This window comes from Yoonia sp. SDW83-1 (assembly GCF_046762885.1).
Lineage (GTDB): Bacteria > Pseudomonadota > Alphaproteobacteria > Rhodobacterales > Rhodobacteraceae > Yoonia.
In genome coordinates this window covers 238,581-253,609 of record NZ_JBKQXO010000004.1, presented here as the reverse complement: position 1 = coordinate 253,609, position 15,029 = coordinate 238,581, and the positions used below count along the sequence as shown (strand labels likewise).

General features: G+C 58.9%; 16 protein-coding genes. 3 read left to right on the top strand and 13 right to left on the bottom strand.

All coding sequences use genetic code 11. The annotated features are described in order from the left end of the window. Positions 1 to 41: 41 nt before the first annotated feature. From ACFWW4_RS07235 to scpA, 5 genes are all read right to left on the bottom strand, one after another. The gene (locus ACFWW4_RS07235) at positions 42 to 410 is read right to left on the bottom strand and encodes an AAA+ family ATPase (protein WP_411890218.1); all 369 of its coding nucleotides are present in this window, start codon (positions 408 to 410) and stop codon (positions 42 to 44) included. A gap of 36 nt (positions 411 to 446) precedes the next feature. Continuing rightward, entirely contained in the window at positions 447 to 1,445 is a 999-nt protein-coding gene (locus ACFWW4_RS07230) for an endonuclease/exonuclease/phosphatase family protein (protein ID WP_411890217.1), read from the bottom strand. After that, positions 1,442 to 2,122: a TerB family tellurite resistance protein gene (locus ACFWW4_RS07225; RefSeq protein ID WP_411890216.1), complete on the bottom strand. Its 681-nt coding sequence runs from the start codon at positions 2,120 to 2,122 to the stop codon at positions 1,442 to 1,444. Before ACFWW4_RS07225 ends, ACFWW4_RS07230 begins: the two co-directional genes overlap by 4 nt. Positions 2,123 to 2,229: 107 nt before the next feature. Next, positions 2,230 to 2,823, bottom strand: a complete 594-nt coding sequence (locus ACFWW4_RS07220; protein ID WP_411890215.1) for a VOC family protein — start codon at positions 2,821 to 2,823, stop codon at positions 2,230 to 2,232. 40 nt (positions 2,824 to 2,863) lie between these two features. Next, positions 2,864 to 4,990 carry a methylmalonyl-CoA mutase gene (scpA, locus tag ACFWW4_RS07215; protein ID WP_411890214.1) on the bottom strand — a complete coding sequence of 709 codons (2,127 nt, stop codon included), beginning with the start codon at positions 4,988 to 4,990 and terminating at the stop codon, positions 2,864 to 2,866. Between the two features lie 93 nt (positions 4,991 to 5,083). Between scpA and ACFWW4_RS07210 the strand changes: the two genes are divergently transcribed. Beyond that, positions 5,084 to 5,554 carry a DUF4174 domain-containing protein gene (locus ACFWW4_RS07210; protein WP_393928257.1) on the top strand — a complete coding sequence of 157 codons (471 nt, stop codon included), beginning with the start codon at positions 5,084 to 5,086 and terminating at the stop codon, positions 5,552 to 5,554. 13 nt (positions 5,555 to 5,567) lie between these two features. On the opposite strand, the gene ACFWW4_RS07205 is transcribed toward ACFWW4_RS07210, so the two are convergent. The 6 genes from ACFWW4_RS07205 to ACFWW4_RS07180 form a co-directional block, all read right to left on the bottom strand. Continuing rightward, positions 5,568 to 6,113 carry a hypothetical protein gene (locus ACFWW4_RS07205; RefSeq protein ID WP_411890213.1) on the bottom strand — a complete coding sequence of 182 codons (546 nt, stop codon included), beginning with the start codon at positions 6,111 to 6,113 and terminating at the stop codon, positions 5,568 to 5,570. Beyond that, positions 6,114 to 8,111 carry an acetyl-CoA carboxylase biotin carboxylase subunit gene (locus tag ACFWW4_RS07200; RefSeq protein ID WP_411890212.1) on the bottom strand — a complete coding sequence of 666 codons (1,998 nt, stop codon included), beginning with the start codon at positions 8,109 to 8,111 and terminating at the stop codon, positions 6,114 to 6,116. It lies immediately after the preceding gene. 96 nt (positions 8,112 to 8,207) lie between these two features. Further along, positions 8,208 to 8,414: a hypothetical protein gene (locus tag ACFWW4_RS07195; protein ID WP_393928259.1), complete on the bottom strand. Its 207-nt coding sequence runs from the start codon at positions 8,412 to 8,414 to the stop codon at positions 8,208 to 8,210. A 341-nt stretch (positions 8,415 to 8,755) separates the two neighbouring features. Further along, the gene (locus ACFWW4_RS07190) at positions 8,756 to 9,103 is read right to left on the bottom strand and encodes a hypothetical protein (protein WP_411890211.1); all 348 of its coding nucleotides are present in this window, start codon (positions 9,101 to 9,103) and stop codon (positions 8,756 to 8,758) included. 68 nt (positions 9,104 to 9,171) lie between these two features. Further along, positions 9,172 to 9,315 (bottom strand): hypothetical protein, encoded by a 144-nt coding sequence (locus tag ACFWW4_RS07185; RefSeq protein WP_393928261.1) that lies wholly within the window; start codon positions 9,313 to 9,315, stop codon positions 9,172 to 9,174. 334 nt (positions 9,316 to 9,649) lie between these two features. Then, entirely contained in the window at positions 9,650 to 11,179 is a 1,530-nt protein-coding gene (locus tag ACFWW4_RS07180) for an acyl-CoA carboxylase subunit beta (RefSeq protein WP_393928262.1), read from the bottom strand. A gap of 191 nt (positions 11,180 to 11,370) precedes the next feature. On the opposite strand from ACFWW4_RS07180, the gene ACFWW4_RS07175 reads away from it, so the two are divergent. Continuing rightward, a complete protein-coding gene (locus tag ACFWW4_RS07175; RefSeq protein ID WP_411890210.1) occupies positions 11,371 to 12,582 on the top strand; it encodes a multidrug effflux MFS transporter in 1,212 nt (403 codons plus the stop codon). Between the two features lie 51 nt (positions 12,583 to 12,633). Then, entirely contained in the window at positions 12,634 to 14,034 is a 1,401-nt protein-coding gene (locus ACFWW4_RS07170; RefSeq protein WP_411890209.1) for a helix-turn-helix domain-containing protein, read from the top strand. Between the two features lie 13 nt (positions 14,035 to 14,047). On the opposite strand, the gene ACFWW4_RS07165 is transcribed toward ACFWW4_RS07170, so the two are convergent. Further along, positions 14,048 to 14,266, bottom strand: coding sequence for a hypothetical protein (locus ACFWW4_RS07165; protein ID WP_411890208.1), 219 nt, complete (start codon positions 14,264 to 14,266; stop codon positions 14,048 to 14,050). Positions 14,267 to 14,347: 81 nt separating this feature from the next. Continuing rightward, positions 14,348 to 14,944: a thermonuclease family protein gene (locus ACFWW4_RS07160; RefSeq protein WP_411890207.1), complete on the bottom strand. Its 597-nt coding sequence runs from the start codon at positions 14,942 to 14,944 to the stop codon at positions 14,348 to 14,350. Positions 14,945 to 15,029 lie beyond the last annotated feature (85 nt).

Sequence of the window (15,029 nt, the reverse complement as noted above, 5' to 3'; positions counted from 1 at the left end):
GGCGTTGCCACCGTTCGGTGGGGGGTCACGCAACACCCAATCTAAAGTTCAATCTCGCCGTTTTCGCTGTTCGGCATCCAGACCGGCGCATCCGGATCACGGCGAATGATGATATCGCCATTGGGCAGAAACTCCGGCGCCTGATAATGCCGGAAATCATCCACCTGGCTCAACAATTCAGTGAACGCAGGACCCATCTCTCGGGCGAACTCTCCGATCACCGGGGCCATGTCTTCCAGCGATCCGCGCAGTTCCGAAATCGCCGGTTCCATCTCGGACATGAGGCCGCGCATCAGCATCCGCGCGCCCTCTTCCATCAGATTAAAACCCTCTTGAACCTCGCCATCCTCCGCCAGGACAGGGGTGACGGTGAGGCCAAGGGCCAGTGTGAATGCAGCTATCTGTTTCATGCCGAAACTATAACAAAATAAGGGATAACCCTCAAATCACAAAGCAATGTCCAGCACGACCGGAAAGTGGTCAGAGGCCAGCAAAAGCGCCTCGCGCAGATCGGCATTGGCATAACACTGCGGATGGTCAAACGGATGCCAGATCTGCCAGCGCGGGTCCTTCGCCCGTAACCCGGGCGACACCATGATGTAGTCCAGAAGCGCCTGCAAATAAGGTTCTCCCTTCCGCTTGAAACGCGCTGTGACCGGCATCGCACCCAACCTGCGACCCAGCGCCATCCGGGCGTGCGGATCGAACAACTGCATGCCATTGCCTTCGCCCAGAACAATCTCTACCCCGGACCTGCCAAACAGCTTTTCATACTCGTCCAGCCCCGGACCATCATTGAAATCACCCAGCACGATCAGATCGTCACCAGCAGCCAGATGCGCCTCGACCCGCTTGCGCAGCCAGATGCATTGAGCCAACTGCTTGCGCCGGTTTTCAATGGATAATCTGGTCGCCGCCGCCGCATTCCGCGCGCCATGCGGCGCCTTGGATTTGGCATGAACACCAATCAACCGCAGCGGCCCATTCGGCGTCGTCACGGCAATCTCTAAAGGGGGTTTCGACCAGCGGATAATGTCAGGGGCCGCGTCCACATTCACATCCATGCGGAACTTGTTGTCGAATGGCGGACAGTCATCATCGCCCTTCGGGTCATGGACCGCCTGCATCACCGCAGGATCATACAGCAGCGCGATTTCCTGTTGGGTATCGTTCTTAAACCCGACAATCGCCGCAGTGGTCCGCAACCCGAAATACCTGGCAAATTCGACCAATGCCAATGTCCCGTCGCGTTTGCGGCTGCTGTCCGGGGCCTCGATAATCATCACGGCATCGGCATCCATCGCGGTAAAAACAGCACCCAGCGCATCGGTCTGCTGGGCGCGGGTGACATCCCAGCGGCCCGACCAACTGCCATCGGCGATCAATAAGCCGTTGTCATCAAACAGATTATTGAACCACTCGATGTTGTAGGTCGCGATCCTCACACCCTTGTATCCTGTATCTGTTCCCAGGCCCGGTTGATCGCCACCATGCGGCGCTCGGCCAGTTTGATGGCCTCTTCCGGCACACCCCGTGCCATCATTTGATCAGGATGGGTTTCACGAACCAGCTTGCGCCAGGACGCACGGATTTCATCCAGCGGCGCGTCAGGCTCGACGCGCAAAACGTCATAAGGATCGCGCTCTGCATCCTCGACGAATTGCGCGCGGATGCTGCGGAAACGGCGCTCATCAAATCCGAAAATCTCTGCCACTTCCCGCAAAAACGCATCCTCTTTCGGATGATAGATCCCGTCGGCCATGGCGATGTGAAACAGCCCCTCCAGCAGATCACAAAGCGGCGCGTCATCTGTGCCATACATCGCCTTGATCCGGCGGGCATAAGTATCAAATCCCGCCACATCCTGCCGGGCCATGTTGAACACGCGGGCGGCGTTCTCCTCTTCCGCCGCCGGAATGACAAACACCTCGCGAAATGCGATCACCTCGTCACGGGTGACCACGCCATCAGCCTTGGCCATTTTGGCCCCCAAGGCGATGACGGCGATGGTAAAGGCAACAGTCCGCTCCGGCGGCGTGCGCAGCTTCTCAAACACAGCCGACAACCCCTCACCGGTAGCGAGGGCTGAAATAGCGTCAGCGATGCGGGTCCAGATCGACATAGGGTCCCTTTGTCCGGATGAGGCTTGCGGCGGCACCAAAACCATTATCGGCGCGATGTGCAAGCTTTCAAAGGCTTGCTGCCGATTTAAGCCATGTTTTCTGACCGCTAGCCCAGGACACGCTCACCGTTCGGCGTGTCGAATATGGCGCGAAAACCACTGAGGCCGCGCAGGAAATGCACCCGTGGATCAGCAATATCAACCATACCCGGCAAGGCCGCATCGGGATGGCTGACCTCGAACCTGCGCAACCTGCAACCGCTATCGGGCAAGCGCGTTGCAGGATGCGTGGTGCCCTCGGCCCAGCGGATAAGCGTGGGAAAGGCCCCGCCGAACGGCAGGCTGCCATCCTCGGGCACAGTCAACTGCCAGCGCAAATCGCCCCGTGCCAGATCAATGGGCGGGCCGGTGATTGCCATCGTTTCATCGAAACTATCGGTCTGGCAAATCCAGTTCGCCAAACGGGGCGGGCCGCTGAATTGATCCAGGCCAAACCAACGCGGCCCGTCAAACGGCGCTGCATCCGGGTCCGGCGCAATCACTTCCAGATAGATATCACACAGCCCCAACAGCTTGTTATGCGTGCCGTACCGGACATGCTGGCCGCCCGGTTGCATGGTCACGCCCAATGTCCGTTCGACCCAGGCGACACCGTCTGCCAGCGTTTGGGCAGCCACGGCAAGATGATCCAGTTTCAGCATGGTCTGCTCCCGGCAGCGATCAAAATTCCAGAATTTTGATCTACCCGCGCGCCTGGCGGATCAACCCCAAAATATCCTGCGCAGCCTTGGGAATGTTGGTACCAGGGCCAAAGATCGCCTTTACGCCCGCGTCGTAAAGGAATTGGTAATCCTGTTGCGGGATAACGCCCCCGCAGATCACGATGATATCGTCCGCATCGGCGTCTTTCAGGGCCTGCACCAGTTTTGGCGCCAGCGTCTTGTGCCCCGCCGCCTGGCTGCTGATCCCGATGACATGCACGTCGTTGTCGATGGCATCCTGTGCCGCCTCATCGGGGGTCTGAAACAGTGGGCCCACATCCACGTCAAACCCGATATCGGCGAACGCCGTGGCAATGACCTTGGCCCCCCGGTCATGCCCGTCCTGCCCCATCTTGACGACCAGCATCCGCGGACGCCGCCCTTCTTCCTCGGCGAAGATATTTATGCTGTCCTGAATTGCGGCAAAGCCTTCATCGCCCTCATACGCCGCGCCATACACCCCGGCGAGCGTCTTGACCTCGGCCCTGTGCCGACCAAATGCTTTTTCCATAGCCATGCTGATTTCTCCTACAGTGGCGCGGGCGCGTGCGGCCTCAATCGCTGCTTCCAACAGGTTGCCGCCTTCGTTTGCGAGGCGCGTCAGCTCGGCAAGTTCTGTGTCACAGGTTGCCTGGTCGCGGGTCGCCTTGGTCCGTTCAATCCGCGCGACCTGTGCTTCGCGCACCGCATCATTGTCGATATCAAGGATATCAATCGGGTCTTCCTTGTCCTTGCGGTATTTGTTGACCCCGACGATCACTTCGATCCCACGGTCGATTTCCGCCTGACGGCGGGCGGCGGTTTCCTCGATCCGCAGCTTGGGCATGCCGGATGCGACAGCCTTAGTCATCCCGCCCATCTCCTCAACTTCTTCGATCAAGGCCCAAGCTGCCTCAGCCAATTCATGAGTCAGGTTTTCGACGTAGTAGGACCCAGCCAGAGGATCGACCACATTTGTGACCCCGGTTTCTTCCTGCAAAATCAACTGGGTATTGCGCGCGATGCGGGCGCTGAATTCGGTCGGCAGCGCAATCGCCTCGTCCAGCGCGTTGGTATGCAGCGACTGCGTACCGCCCAGGACCGCACTCATCGCCTCGTAGGCGGTGCGGATGACGTTGTTGTAAGGATCCTGCTCCTGCAAGCTAACGCCGGATGTCTGGCAATGGGTCCGCAACATCGACGATTTCGGGTTCTTCGGTTCAAACTCCGTCATGATCCGCGACCAGAGCAGACGGGCCGCCCGCAGTTTGGCCGCCTCCATGAAAAAGTTCATGCCGATGGCGAAAAAGAAACTTAGCCTTCCTGCAAACTGATCGACATCCATGCCACGCGCGATGGCGGTGCGCACATATTCGCGGCCATCGGCCAGCGTATAGGCCAGTTCCTGCACCAGGTTCGCCCCGGCCTCCTGCATGTGGTAGCCGCTGATGCTGATCGAATTGAACTTCGGCATCTCGTTCGTCGTGTATTCGATGATATCCGCGATGATCCGCATCGACGGCTCCGGCGGATAGACATAGGTGTTGCGCACCATGAATTCCTTCAGAATATCGTTCTGAATCGTGCCGGACAGGACGTTGCGCGGATGCCCCTGCTCTTCCCCGGCCACGATGAAATTGGCGAGGATCGGAATGACGGCGCCATTCATCGTCATCGACACGCTGACCTTATCCAGCGGAATCCCATCAAACAGGATTTTCATATCCTCAACACTGTCGATGGCCACACCGGCCTTGCCCACATCGCCCTCCACCCGCGGGTGATCGCTGTCATAGCCGCGATGCGTCGCCAGATCGAAGGCGACGGAAACACCCTGCTGGCCCGCGTCCAGTGCCTTGCGGTAAAACGCGTTCGATTCCTCGGCCGTCGAAAACCCCGCATATTGCCGGATCGTCCAGGGGCGGCCTGCATACATCGTGGCCTTCACACCACGGGTAAAGGGGGCCGCACCGGGCACGCCGCCCATATGGGGCAGGTCTGCGATATCCTCGGCGGTGTAAAGCGGCTTGACCTTGATCCCCTCCAGCGTGTCCCAGGTCAGTGCATCCAGCGGCTTGCCCCGCAACTCCTTGGCTGCAATATCTTCCCAGATTTTCTTGTCGCTCATGGAAACCTCCGGTCTGGGGTGGAAAAATTATTTGTGACCAAAGGCACTTGGCCCTTAGCTTTTCCCGAACCCGCCTCTATATCAGAGTGGATGATGAAATTGTTGAATATGCACGTGGCCGCTGCGGCGGTCTTTTTTGGGGCCACCGGCCTGTTTGCCCAGGACGCAACTGTGTTGGAACGCTGGGAAGAAGACCATGCACAGGTTTTCGACGCAGCCGACGTCACATTGGCCGACCTGCAATGGATCGCCCGGCCACTGGTCGTCTTTGCCGACACGCCCAACGATCCGCGTTTTCGCCAGCAGATGGATCTGCTGCTGGGGGGCCTGGATGAACTGGCCGAACGTGACGTAATCGTCTTCACCGACACCGATCCCGAAGCCCGTTCGGACCTGCGGCTGGAACTGCGCCCGCGCGGATACATGATGGCGCTGGTGGCCAAGGATGGCAGCGTGGCCTTCCGCAAACCATCACCATGGAGCATCCGGGAAATCTCGCGCTCCATCGACAAGATGCCCCTGCGCCAGCAGGAGATTGAGGACCGGCGCGCGCTGGGGCAATAGATGGACGTTATGTTCACCAGAATTTCCACCATGGCTTGGCGTAGGGAAGGTCGCCCTCAAGTGCCGTGAAGTTCAATCCAGTCGCCTCGTGATAGCGAAACCCGGTCGGCAAAGCCAAAGCCTCACCGGCTAGGCCGAAAGAATCGTATTCGTCATCCTCAACTTCATGCGTTTTGCGTGCATAATTCAGGTAGCTGGCAATCAAATCATCTTTGGTAAATGGCGGTGTGCCCAACTCTGCATAGCCGGTGGTCCCCCCATTGATGCACCATGCCTTTTCACCGGCTTCGTAACGGATCACGTTAAGTGAATTCACGCTTTCGACGACGTCAAGACAATAAAAGGGCGCTGTACGCGAAATGAGTTTGTAGTCTGGCCGTCCAAACAGTTTCACTTGATGCGTATTGCGCCAGACAAAAAAGTGTCTCCCGTCAGACGCGCCCGACATCGGCGCCTCGTTCAGCAGATCAGGTTCACCGGTATCACGCAAGCAGGCAACCCGCAGAAAAGCGTCCTTGTGCCCATGCGCGCAGGCGAGAACAGAAATGGTGAAACCCACCTATTCAAACTCCATGATCACATCGTCCACCGCGAGGCTGTCGCCCGCATCGGCGTTCACCTTCTTGACCACGCCCTTGCGCTCGGCGCGCAGAATGTTCTCCATCTTCATCGCCTCGACAGTGCAAAGCGCCTGGCCTTCCTGGATTTCGTCGCCTGCGGTCACGTTGACCTTCACGATCAGGCCGGGCATCGGGCAAAGCAGGAATTTTGATGTATCGGGAGGTAGTTTTTCGGGCATCAGTGCAGCCAGTTCGGCCTGTCGTGGCGTGCGCACATGCACCTTGAGGTCAGTGCCGCGATAGCGCACGCGGAACCCACCCGAGATTTTGCCAACTTTCAGCACCAGCGGGTCACCATCGACCGTCAGACGCGCCAGCGGATCGCCTGGTGTCCAGTCGCTTTCGACCCGCAGCGTGCGCCCATTGATCTGCACATCCGCGCCCGCACGGTCGGCGGTGATCACAACGTCATGCGACTGCCCCTGTAGGCTCACCACCCAATCTTCGCCCACATGGCGTTCGTGATTATCCATCCGCCCAGATATGCGCGCGCGCCGAATTTCGGCGACCCGGTGCATGGCGGCAGCGGCGGCGGCAACGCGGATGCAGGCCTCATCGGGCAGGGTCACGCCATCAAATCCTTCGGGATACTCCTCTTCGATGAACGCCGTGGTCATGTTGCCGGACGTGAATTTTGGATGGTCGTAAACCGCGGCGAGGAACGGCAGGTTATGCCCGATGCCTTCCAACTCGAACCCGTCCAGCGCCAGCCGCATCTCCTCGATCGCCGTGGCACGGTCGGGCGCCCATGTGCACAGCTTGGCGATCATCGGGTCGTAATACATGCTGATCTCGCCGCCTTCGAAAACGCCGGTATCATTGCGCACGGCGCGGGTTGGCGTTGCTTCCTCGACCGGCGGCCGGTAGCGGGTCAAACGGCCGATGGACGGCAGAAAACCGCGATAAGGGTCTTCGGCGTAAAGCCGGCTTTCCATCGCCCAGCCGTTGATTTTCAGGTCCTTCTGTTCGAATGGCAGCTTTTCACCCGCCGCGACCCGGATCATCTGTTCCACCAGATCAACACCGGTGATCAGTTCCGTGACCGGGTGTTCGACCTGAAGCCGGGTGTTCATTTCAAGGAAGTAAAAGTTGCGGTCGCCATCCACGATAAACTCGACCGTGCCCGCACTGGTGTAGTCCACCGCCTGCGCCAGCGCGACCGATTGCTCGCCCATGGCTTTGCGCGTCGCCTCATCCAGAAACGGGCTTGGCGCTTCTTCGATGACCTTTTGGTTCCGGCGTTGGATCGAACATTCGCGTTCATGCAGGTAAACGGCATTGCCGTGACTGTCGGCCAGTACCTGAATTTCGATATGGCGGGGCTGGGTCACGAATTTCTCGATGAAAATCCGGTCATCACCAAAGCTGCTGGCCGCCTCGTTCTTGGACGACTGAAAGCCTTCACGCGCCTCATCATCATTCCATGCGATCCGCATCCCCTTGCCGCCGCCCCCGGCACTGGCCTTGATCATCACCGGATAGCCGATTTCATTGCTGATCTTCACCGCCTCATCGGCGTCTTCAATCAAGCCCATATAGCCGGGCACGGTCGACACATTCGCCTCCTGCGCCAGCTTTTTCGAGGTGATCTTGTCACCCATCGCCTCGATCGCGCCTTTGGGCGGGCCGATGAAGGCGACGCCTGCGGCCTCAAGCGCCTCGGCGAATTTTGGGTTTTCGGACAAGAAGCCATAACCGGGATGCACGGCCTCTGCCCCGGTCTGGCGGATGGCATCCATCACCTTATCGATGACGATATAGGACTGGTTGGCCGGGGGCGGGCCGATATGTACGGCCTCATCCGCCATTTTCACATGCAGCGCGTTGCGGTCTGCATCGGAATATATCGCGACCGTCTGGATGCCCATCTTGCGGGCGGTCTTGATCACGCGGCAGGCGATTTCGCCGCGATTGGCGATGAGTATTTTCTTGAACATTATATTCCGTCCCCAAAACGCAAAACCGCCGCCGCAGGCACGCTGCGACGACGGTTCCATTGATATGCCCGCGCGAAAGGCGCGCGGTTCGTCAGATTAGCGGCAGCCGTTGATGCCTGCGTCGTCACACAGCACGCCAGCGGCAGCACCTGCGAGGATTGTGCCGGTGCGGTCTGTGCCCAGCACTTCTGATGCGACCAGGCCTGCGCCTGCACCTGCGACACCACGTTCAACGTCGCCTTCAAGACAACCGGCAAGGCCGAATACGGCAACTGCGGCAAGGATGATTGATTTTTTCTGCATAGTCTTCTGCCTAACTTGTTTTTTAAGGTAGCCCGAGAATCGGCGCCTACTGCATTGAACTCAATAGCCTCGGCACTGTGATATCCAATAACAATCCGCTTTTTGCCGATTAATCGGCGGAAAACGGAAACCGGCCTGCCCCGGGTAAGGGCAGACCGGCAAAGGGAAGGGTAACGGTGTTGACAACTTGCAACACTGCGCTTGCTGGAACGCGTTGCTGCAACTTCGACACTGAATGAAGAAATGGCAGTTGAACAGTGGCGGGATTGCCTCCCCCAGAAATGGGCAAATTCCCGCTTAGATTGCGGTGCGCTCAGTCCATTCCCGCCAGATATCCGCATCTACATACCCTCGATTTCAGGAAAGCTGACGCGGGCCACATCGACATTGATCCGCAACAGCGCGTCATAGCTGGCCGGATCAAACGGATCTTCGGCGGGAATTAACTCGCGACCGAAAAGCCAGCTCAGCCGCCCGGCATCCAGATTGCCGCGCACAAATGGCTGGTCGCCAAAGTGATCCCACAGGGCCTGCATGAACCCGGCATCGGCGCGCTTGTCCGGCGGGCGACGGTCAGGATAGCGCACGCGCTCTGTCAGCGAGGTGGCCCCTGCCTTGTTCGCGCGCCGGATGATGAACTGAAAATCTGTGCCGGGCAGACGCCCCGGAAAGCCGCGATGTTTTTCCATGTCAGGTGCCCCGCATCGCGAAAGGGGCGGACCGGACGAACCCGAAGGTCCGCCCGCACCATGATCGACTAGTGAATGTCGCGGCCGATTTCAGCCGCTTGGAGAACAGCCGCGTCCGACGTGACCCGTAGCGAAGCGCGGTCCTGGCTGCCCGATACAGCCACAAGCGCCATAAGCGCCGCCACTGCAAAAGCCATAAGTCCTTGTACCATTCTTCTTGCCTGCCTCTGTCTTTGCGGGGCTGTCGGCTGTCCCAATCCCGACATCCCTGCGAGGGTGCGATACCATGTCCGCATTTCCAAAGAGTAAGCAAAAAGTGTTTGTTTTCACATGCGTCCAGACCGAAGCTGCGCATATGTGACGTGGGGGCATCATGCGCAAGAACGTGCCTAGCACCGACCCCAGCATTTTGCGGATGACCCGAGGCCACCCACGAGATACGGCACATCGAGACGATTCCAAGCAATGCCGACACGGCGGCATAATTTGGCGCGGATTTGCCGATCGGCCAAAGACCGCCCAATCGTCTGCTTTGCCAAAGACCGGTCATAGCGGGATGTTGTCGTGCTTTTTCCACGGGTTCTGCAACTGCTTGCCGCGAAGCGATGCAAATGCCCGGCAAACCCGTTTGCGGGTGGAATGCGGCATGATCACCTCGTCAATGAACCCCCGTTCGGCAGCCACAAACGGGTTGGCGAAACGATCCTCGTAATCCTTGGTGTGCTTGGCGATCTTGTCGGCGTCATTCAGGTCGGCCCGATGAATGATCTCTGTTGCACCCTTGGCGCCCATCACCGCGATTTCGGCCGACGGCCAAGCATAGTTGAAATCGCCGCGCAAATGTTTGGACGCCATCACGTCATAGGCCCCGCCATAAGCCTTGCGCGTGATCACCGTGACCTTGGGCACCGTCGCCTCACCATAGGCAAAGAGCAACTTGGCCCCGTGCTTGATCACCCCGCCATATTCCTGGCTGGTGCCGGGCAGAAAGCCGGGCACATCCACGAGCGTCAGGATCGGGATTTCGAACGCATCGCAGAACCGGACGAACCGCGCGGCTTTGCGGCTGCTGTCGATATCCAGACATCCGGCCAGCACCATGGGCTGATTGGCGACGACACCCACGGTCGATCCCTCCAACCGGATAAAGCCGGTCAGAATGTTCTTGGCGAAATCCTCCTGAATTTCGTAAAAATCACCCTCGTCGGCGAGCTTTGTGATCAGCTCCTTCATATCGTAGGGCGTGTTCGGATTGTCCGGGATCAGCGTATCGAGGCTATCTTCGATCCGGTTCACATCATCAAAGAACGGACGCACAGGCGGCTTTTGGCGGTTGTTCAGCGGCAGGAAATCTACCAGACGCCGGACTTCGGCCAATGCCTCAACATCGTTTTCAAAGGCACCATCCGCGACTGAGGATTTCTTGGTGTGGGTGGACGCACCACCCAGTTCTTCGGCGGTTACCACCTCGTTCGTTACGGTTTTCACCACATCCGGCCCCGTCACGAACATGTAGCTGGAATCTTTCACCATGAAGATGAAGTCAGTCATCGCGGGGCTATACACCGCGCCACCGGCACAGGGCCCCATGATCACGCTGATTTGTGGCACGACGCCAGAGGCCATGATGTTGCGCTGAAACACCTCGGCATAACCGGCAAGCGATGCGACACCTTCCTGAATCCGCGCGCCACCGGAATCGTTGATGCCGATCACTGGCGCGCCGTTCTGAACAGCCATATCCATGATCTTGCAGATTTTCTGGGCATGGGTTTCAGAGAGCGATCCGCCAAACACGGTAAAGTCCTGGCTGAACACATAAACCATACGGCCGTTGATCGTCCCCCAACCGGTGACGACACCATCACCAGCGGGCCGGTCCTTTTCCATGCCGAAATCCGTGCAACGGTGGGCGACGAACATGTCGAATTCTTCAAACGATCCATCATCCAGCAACAGTTCGATGCGTTCACGCGCCGTCAGCTTGCCCTTGCTATGTTGGGCGGCAATCCGGCGTTCGCCACCGCCAAGCCGTGCCGCATCGCGCCGCGTTTCAAGTTCTTGCAAAACATCCATGCGCGTTCTCCCCCGTTGATTGGTGGTTCATTAACCGGTTTGCCGGGAAAGCAGAAGTGTGAATGAGTAGATTTGCAAACTATAGGATTTGCTCGGAGCAATTTTTGCAAACCCGCAAACCGGGCTGAGCGCAACCCGGCTGTGCAAATCCAGCGATGGACAGCACCACACCCACACCCTAAGTCTGACGGATGTCCGCCCTGCCCATCATACGTTTTCTGGATCGCACGACACCGCCACATATCCTGACACTGATCCTGATCACAGGCATGTCGGCGCTGAACATGTCGATCTTTTTGCCCTCACTGGCGGCGATGACCGACTATTTCCAGACCGATTATGCAATCATGCAGATCGCCCTGTCAGGATATCTCGCTGCCACGGCGGTGCTGCAAACCTTTATCGGTCCGTTCTCGGATCGTTACGGGCGCCGCAAGATCGTCATAGGCTCGCTGGTGATCTTTGTCTTCGCCACGATCGGCACCTATTTCGCCACAACGGTCGAGGCATTCCTGTTCTTTCGCATCATGCAGGCCGCGGTCGCCACGTCCATGGCGCTCAGCCGCGCCATCGTCCGCGATATGGTCCCGCAGGCGGAGGCCGCATCAATGATCGGCTATGTCACCATGGGCATGGCCATCGTGCCGATGGTCGGCCCGATGATCGGCGGCGCACTGGACGAGGCATTTGGCTGGCACGCCACCTTCATTTTCCTTGCACTGGCAGGAACAGCCGTGCTGATATTGTGCTACCTGGATCTGGGCGAAACCGTTGCGGGCCAAGGCGTCAGCTTTGCCGACCAGATTAAAGGCTATCCCGAATTGTTCCGTTCGCCCCGTTTCTGGGGCTATGTCCTGTGCTCGGCCTTCAGCTCCGGTGCATTCTTTGCATTGCTGGGTGGGGCCTCCTTCGTGGCCAGTAGCATCTTTGGCCTGTCACCATTGTGGAGCGGGATCGCATTGGGTGCGCCCGCCATTGGATATGCCGCTGGCAACTTTCTATCGGGCCGGTTTTCTGTGCGGATGGGCATCAACTGGATGGCGCTTTGCGGCACCGGCGTGACGATTGCAGGGCTGGGCATTTCATTGATCCTGACACTGGCAGGGGTTGCGCATCCGCTGAATTTCTTTGGGTTCTGCGTTTTTCTGGGCCTTGGCAACGGGATGACGCTGCCCAATGTCATGGCCGGGTCAATTTCGGTCCGCCCCCATCTGGCGGGTACAGCCAGCGGGCTGGGCGGCGCGATCATGATTGGCGGCGGGGCGGCACTGTCCCAGTTTGCTGGCGGGTTGTTGACGCTTGAGACGGGCACGCTGCCTTTGCAACTGGTGATGCTAACCGTGTCTGTTCTGGCCATGTTATCGGTTCTGTTTGTCATCTGGCGGGAAAAACGGATCGCTTGACGGCGCATTTGCACCAGCTAAACCTGATAAGCAAAGTTGCAAAGGTGTCCGATGGCCGTTCAAAAACTCTATGCCGGCGCAAAGCTGCGTGAATTGCGGGGCCGCCTTTCGCTGACGCAAAAGGTCTTTGCGGAAAAGCTGGGCGTTTCGCTGCCTTATCTGAACCAGATGGAAAACAATAACCGACCGGTGTCGACATCGGTCGTACTGGGGCTGGCGCAGGAATTCGGCTTTGACGTGACAGAGCTGCAGTCGGGTGATGAGGCGCGGCTGGTTGGGGACATGCGCGAGGCGCTGGCAGACCCCGTATTCACTGGTCCTGCCCCGGCCCTCGCTGATCTGCGCCTGGCAGCGTCCAACGCCCCAGCACTGGCGCGCGCCTTTCTTGATCTGCACGCCGCCTATCGCCAGACCCATGAACGGCTCGCCTCACTGGATGAGGCGCTGGGTCGCGAAGACGCCCGCCTACAGCCCAGCCCGTGGGAAGAGGTCCGCGATTTCTTCCACTATTGCGACAATTATATCGACGCCGTTGATCGCAGCGCGGAACGGTTTGCAGCCCAGCGCAAACCAGACGAAACCGTGGCGGAGGCCGTGATCCGCACCCTTGCCGCGCGTCAGGTCACAACGGTGATCACCGACGCGGATACGGTCAGGCATTACGACGCGCAGACCAAGACGCTGACCATCGCACGCAATGCCCATCCCGCCACGCAGACATTCCAGCTTCTGCTGCAATTGGCCCTGATCGCGCAGGAACCCCTGCTGAATGCCACGCTTGATCTGGCGCGCTTTCAATCGGAGGAGGCGCGCGGCATCGCAAAGGTCGGGCTCGCCAACTATTTTGCCGGTGCCGCGTTGATGCCCTACAGCCAATTTCTGGCCGCCGCGCAAGAGACGCGGCATGATCTGGAGGTCCTCGGCGCCCGGTTCGGTGCCTCGCTGGAACAGGTGGCGCATCGCCTGTCGACGCTGCAAAGGCCAGGCGCCAAGGGCATCCCGTTCTTCTTTGTCCGGGTCGATCAGGCGGGCACCATCACCAAACGCCATTCTGCCACCACATTGCAATTCGCCCGCTACGGCGGGGCCTGCCCGCTGTGGAATGTGCATCAGGCTTTCGAATTGCCGGGGCAGTTCCTGCGCCAATTGGCCGAAACTCCCGATGGCGCGCGGTATTTCTGCCTGGCCCGCGATGTCAGCAAATCCGGCGGGGCGTATCACCAACCCACCCGTCGCTATGCGATTGGATTAGGGTGCGAGGTGCGCCATGCCCCTGCCCTTGTTTATGCTGATCATCTGGATACAGGATCGGCTGCGGCATACGCGCCTATCGGGATTTCCTGCCGTATTTGCGAACGCCGGAATTGTCATCAGCGGTCGGTTCCGCCGCTGGAACGACATCTGCGCGTCGATCCCAACCGCCGGGGGGTCCTGCCCTATCAGCTTGACTAAGCTGCGTGTTGCCTCAGTCAAGCTCGCGGAAAAACCGCTCCATGGCCTCTTTCGCGTGATCATAATCCTTGTGCAGCCGAAAGAGGCTCAACTCGTCCGTCCCGTCCTGCTCGGACATTTCCAAGGCATGCAGACTTGCATGATAGTGCTGCAACAACCGTGCAAATTCGGAATCGACCTCATGCAAAGCGTCGGCTTCGCGTTTTGTAAGGACCAGTTCGATGGTTTTCATGGAATCACCTCCATGATTCAATGCTCGCCTATAAGTTTATCACATCAAGTCAAGATCAACCTTGACTTAGATCAAAGCACACTATCGCCGCGACGCACGCCACCCTGCAGCGCGCGCCTCTGCCTCAGTGCAGAACCACCGTTCACCATTGCTCAGATTTATGCGCGTGCGGTCATATCCATCGGCACCGGGCAGATGGTAAATGCGTCCATTGGCCGAAACATTACCTTTGATCGCGCAGTCCGGATCAGGGGCCGCTGTCGTCTGGATCCGCGCTGCCCTGTAGTCTGACGGGCGATCAACCTCGAACGCCCAAAGGCCGCGCCCGGCAACCGCGGCGGCCTTCTCATCCAGATCATAGGCATCCGAATAGCGGCGATAGGCCCAGGCCCATCCTTCACTGACGATGACCGCCCCCATATCCCGCCCATCAACAACACAAGACGCCACCACCCGACCATATCGGTCGGTATCAACCTGTTCGCACGTGGCCTGCCGCCCTTCAAACTGCAACAGCACAGCATCGCGCGCCCACCGGCCGCAATCGCGCGTCTGCCCATTAACCGTGCAAGGCTGCCCTATTTCTGGGGCATCAATCCCATGCAACCGCACCCGCACATCGCCGACATCCAGCGTGTCGGCGTCAATCACACCCACCGTCCCGCTTGGCTCAGCCATGGCGGTCGTTCCTGCGCCAAGCGCCAGCAATAGTATTATTCGGGCAAACATGCCTTGCCGTAGTCGGCGGGCCAGACCCGATCAA

Bases quoted from the DNA above. Each gene is read 5' to 3' on its own strand.
- ACFWW4_RS07175 (WP_411890210.1), top strand. From the start codon at position 11,371: ATGTCCGCCCTGCCCATCATACGTTTTCTGGATCGCACGACACCGCCA.
- ACFWW4_RS07190 (WP_411890211.1), bottom strand. From the start codon at position 9,103: ATGGAAAAACATCGCGGCTTTCCGGGGCGTCTGCCCGGCACAGATTTT.
- ACFWW4_RS07170 (WP_411890209.1), top strand. From the start codon at position 12,634: ATGGCCGTTCAAAAACTCTATGCCGGCGCAAAGCTGCGTGAATTGCGG.
- ACFWW4_RS07235 (WP_411890218.1), bottom strand. From the start codon at position 410: ATGAAACAGATAGCTGCATTCACACTGGCCCTTGGCCTCACCGTCACC.
- ACFWW4_RS07225 (WP_411890216.1), bottom strand. From the start codon at position 2,122: ATGTCGATCTGGACCCGCATCGCTGACGCTATTTCAGCCCTCGCTACC.
- scpA (WP_411890214.1), bottom strand. From the start codon at position 4,990: ATGAGCGACAAGAAAATCTGGGAAGATATTGCAGCCAAGGAGTTGCGG.
- ACFWW4_RS07195 (WP_393928259.1), bottom strand. From the start codon at position 8,414: ATGCAGAAAAAATCAATCATCCTTGCCGCAGTTGCCGTATTCGGCCTT.
- ACFWW4_RS07185 (WP_393928261.1), bottom strand. From the start codon at position 9,315: ATGGTACAAGGACTTATGGCTTTTGCAGTGGCGGCGCTTATGGCGCTT.
- ACFWW4_RS07180 (WP_393928262.1), bottom strand. From the start codon at position 11,179: ATGGATGTTTTGCAAGAACTTGAAACGCGGCGCGATGCGGCACGGCTT.
- ACFWW4_RS07200 (WP_411890212.1), bottom strand. From the start codon at position 8,111: ATGTTCAAGAAAATACTCATCGCCAATCGCGGCGAAATCGCCTGCCGC.
- ACFWW4_RS07165 (WP_411890208.1), bottom strand. From the start codon at position 14,266: ATGAAAACCATCGAACTGGTCCTTACAAAACGCGAAGCCGACGCTTTG.
- ACFWW4_RS07220 (WP_411890215.1), bottom strand. From the start codon at position 2,823: ATGCTGAAACTGGATCATCTTGCCGTGGCTGCCCAAACGCTGGCAGAC.
- ACFWW4_RS07160 (WP_411890207.1), bottom strand. From the start codon at position 14,944: ATGGCTGAGCCAAGCGGGACGGTGGGTGTGATTGACGCCGACACGCTG.
- ACFWW4_RS07210 (WP_393928257.1), top strand. From the start codon at position 5,084: ATGAAATTGTTGAATATGCACGTGGCCGCTGCGGCGGTCTTTTTTGGG.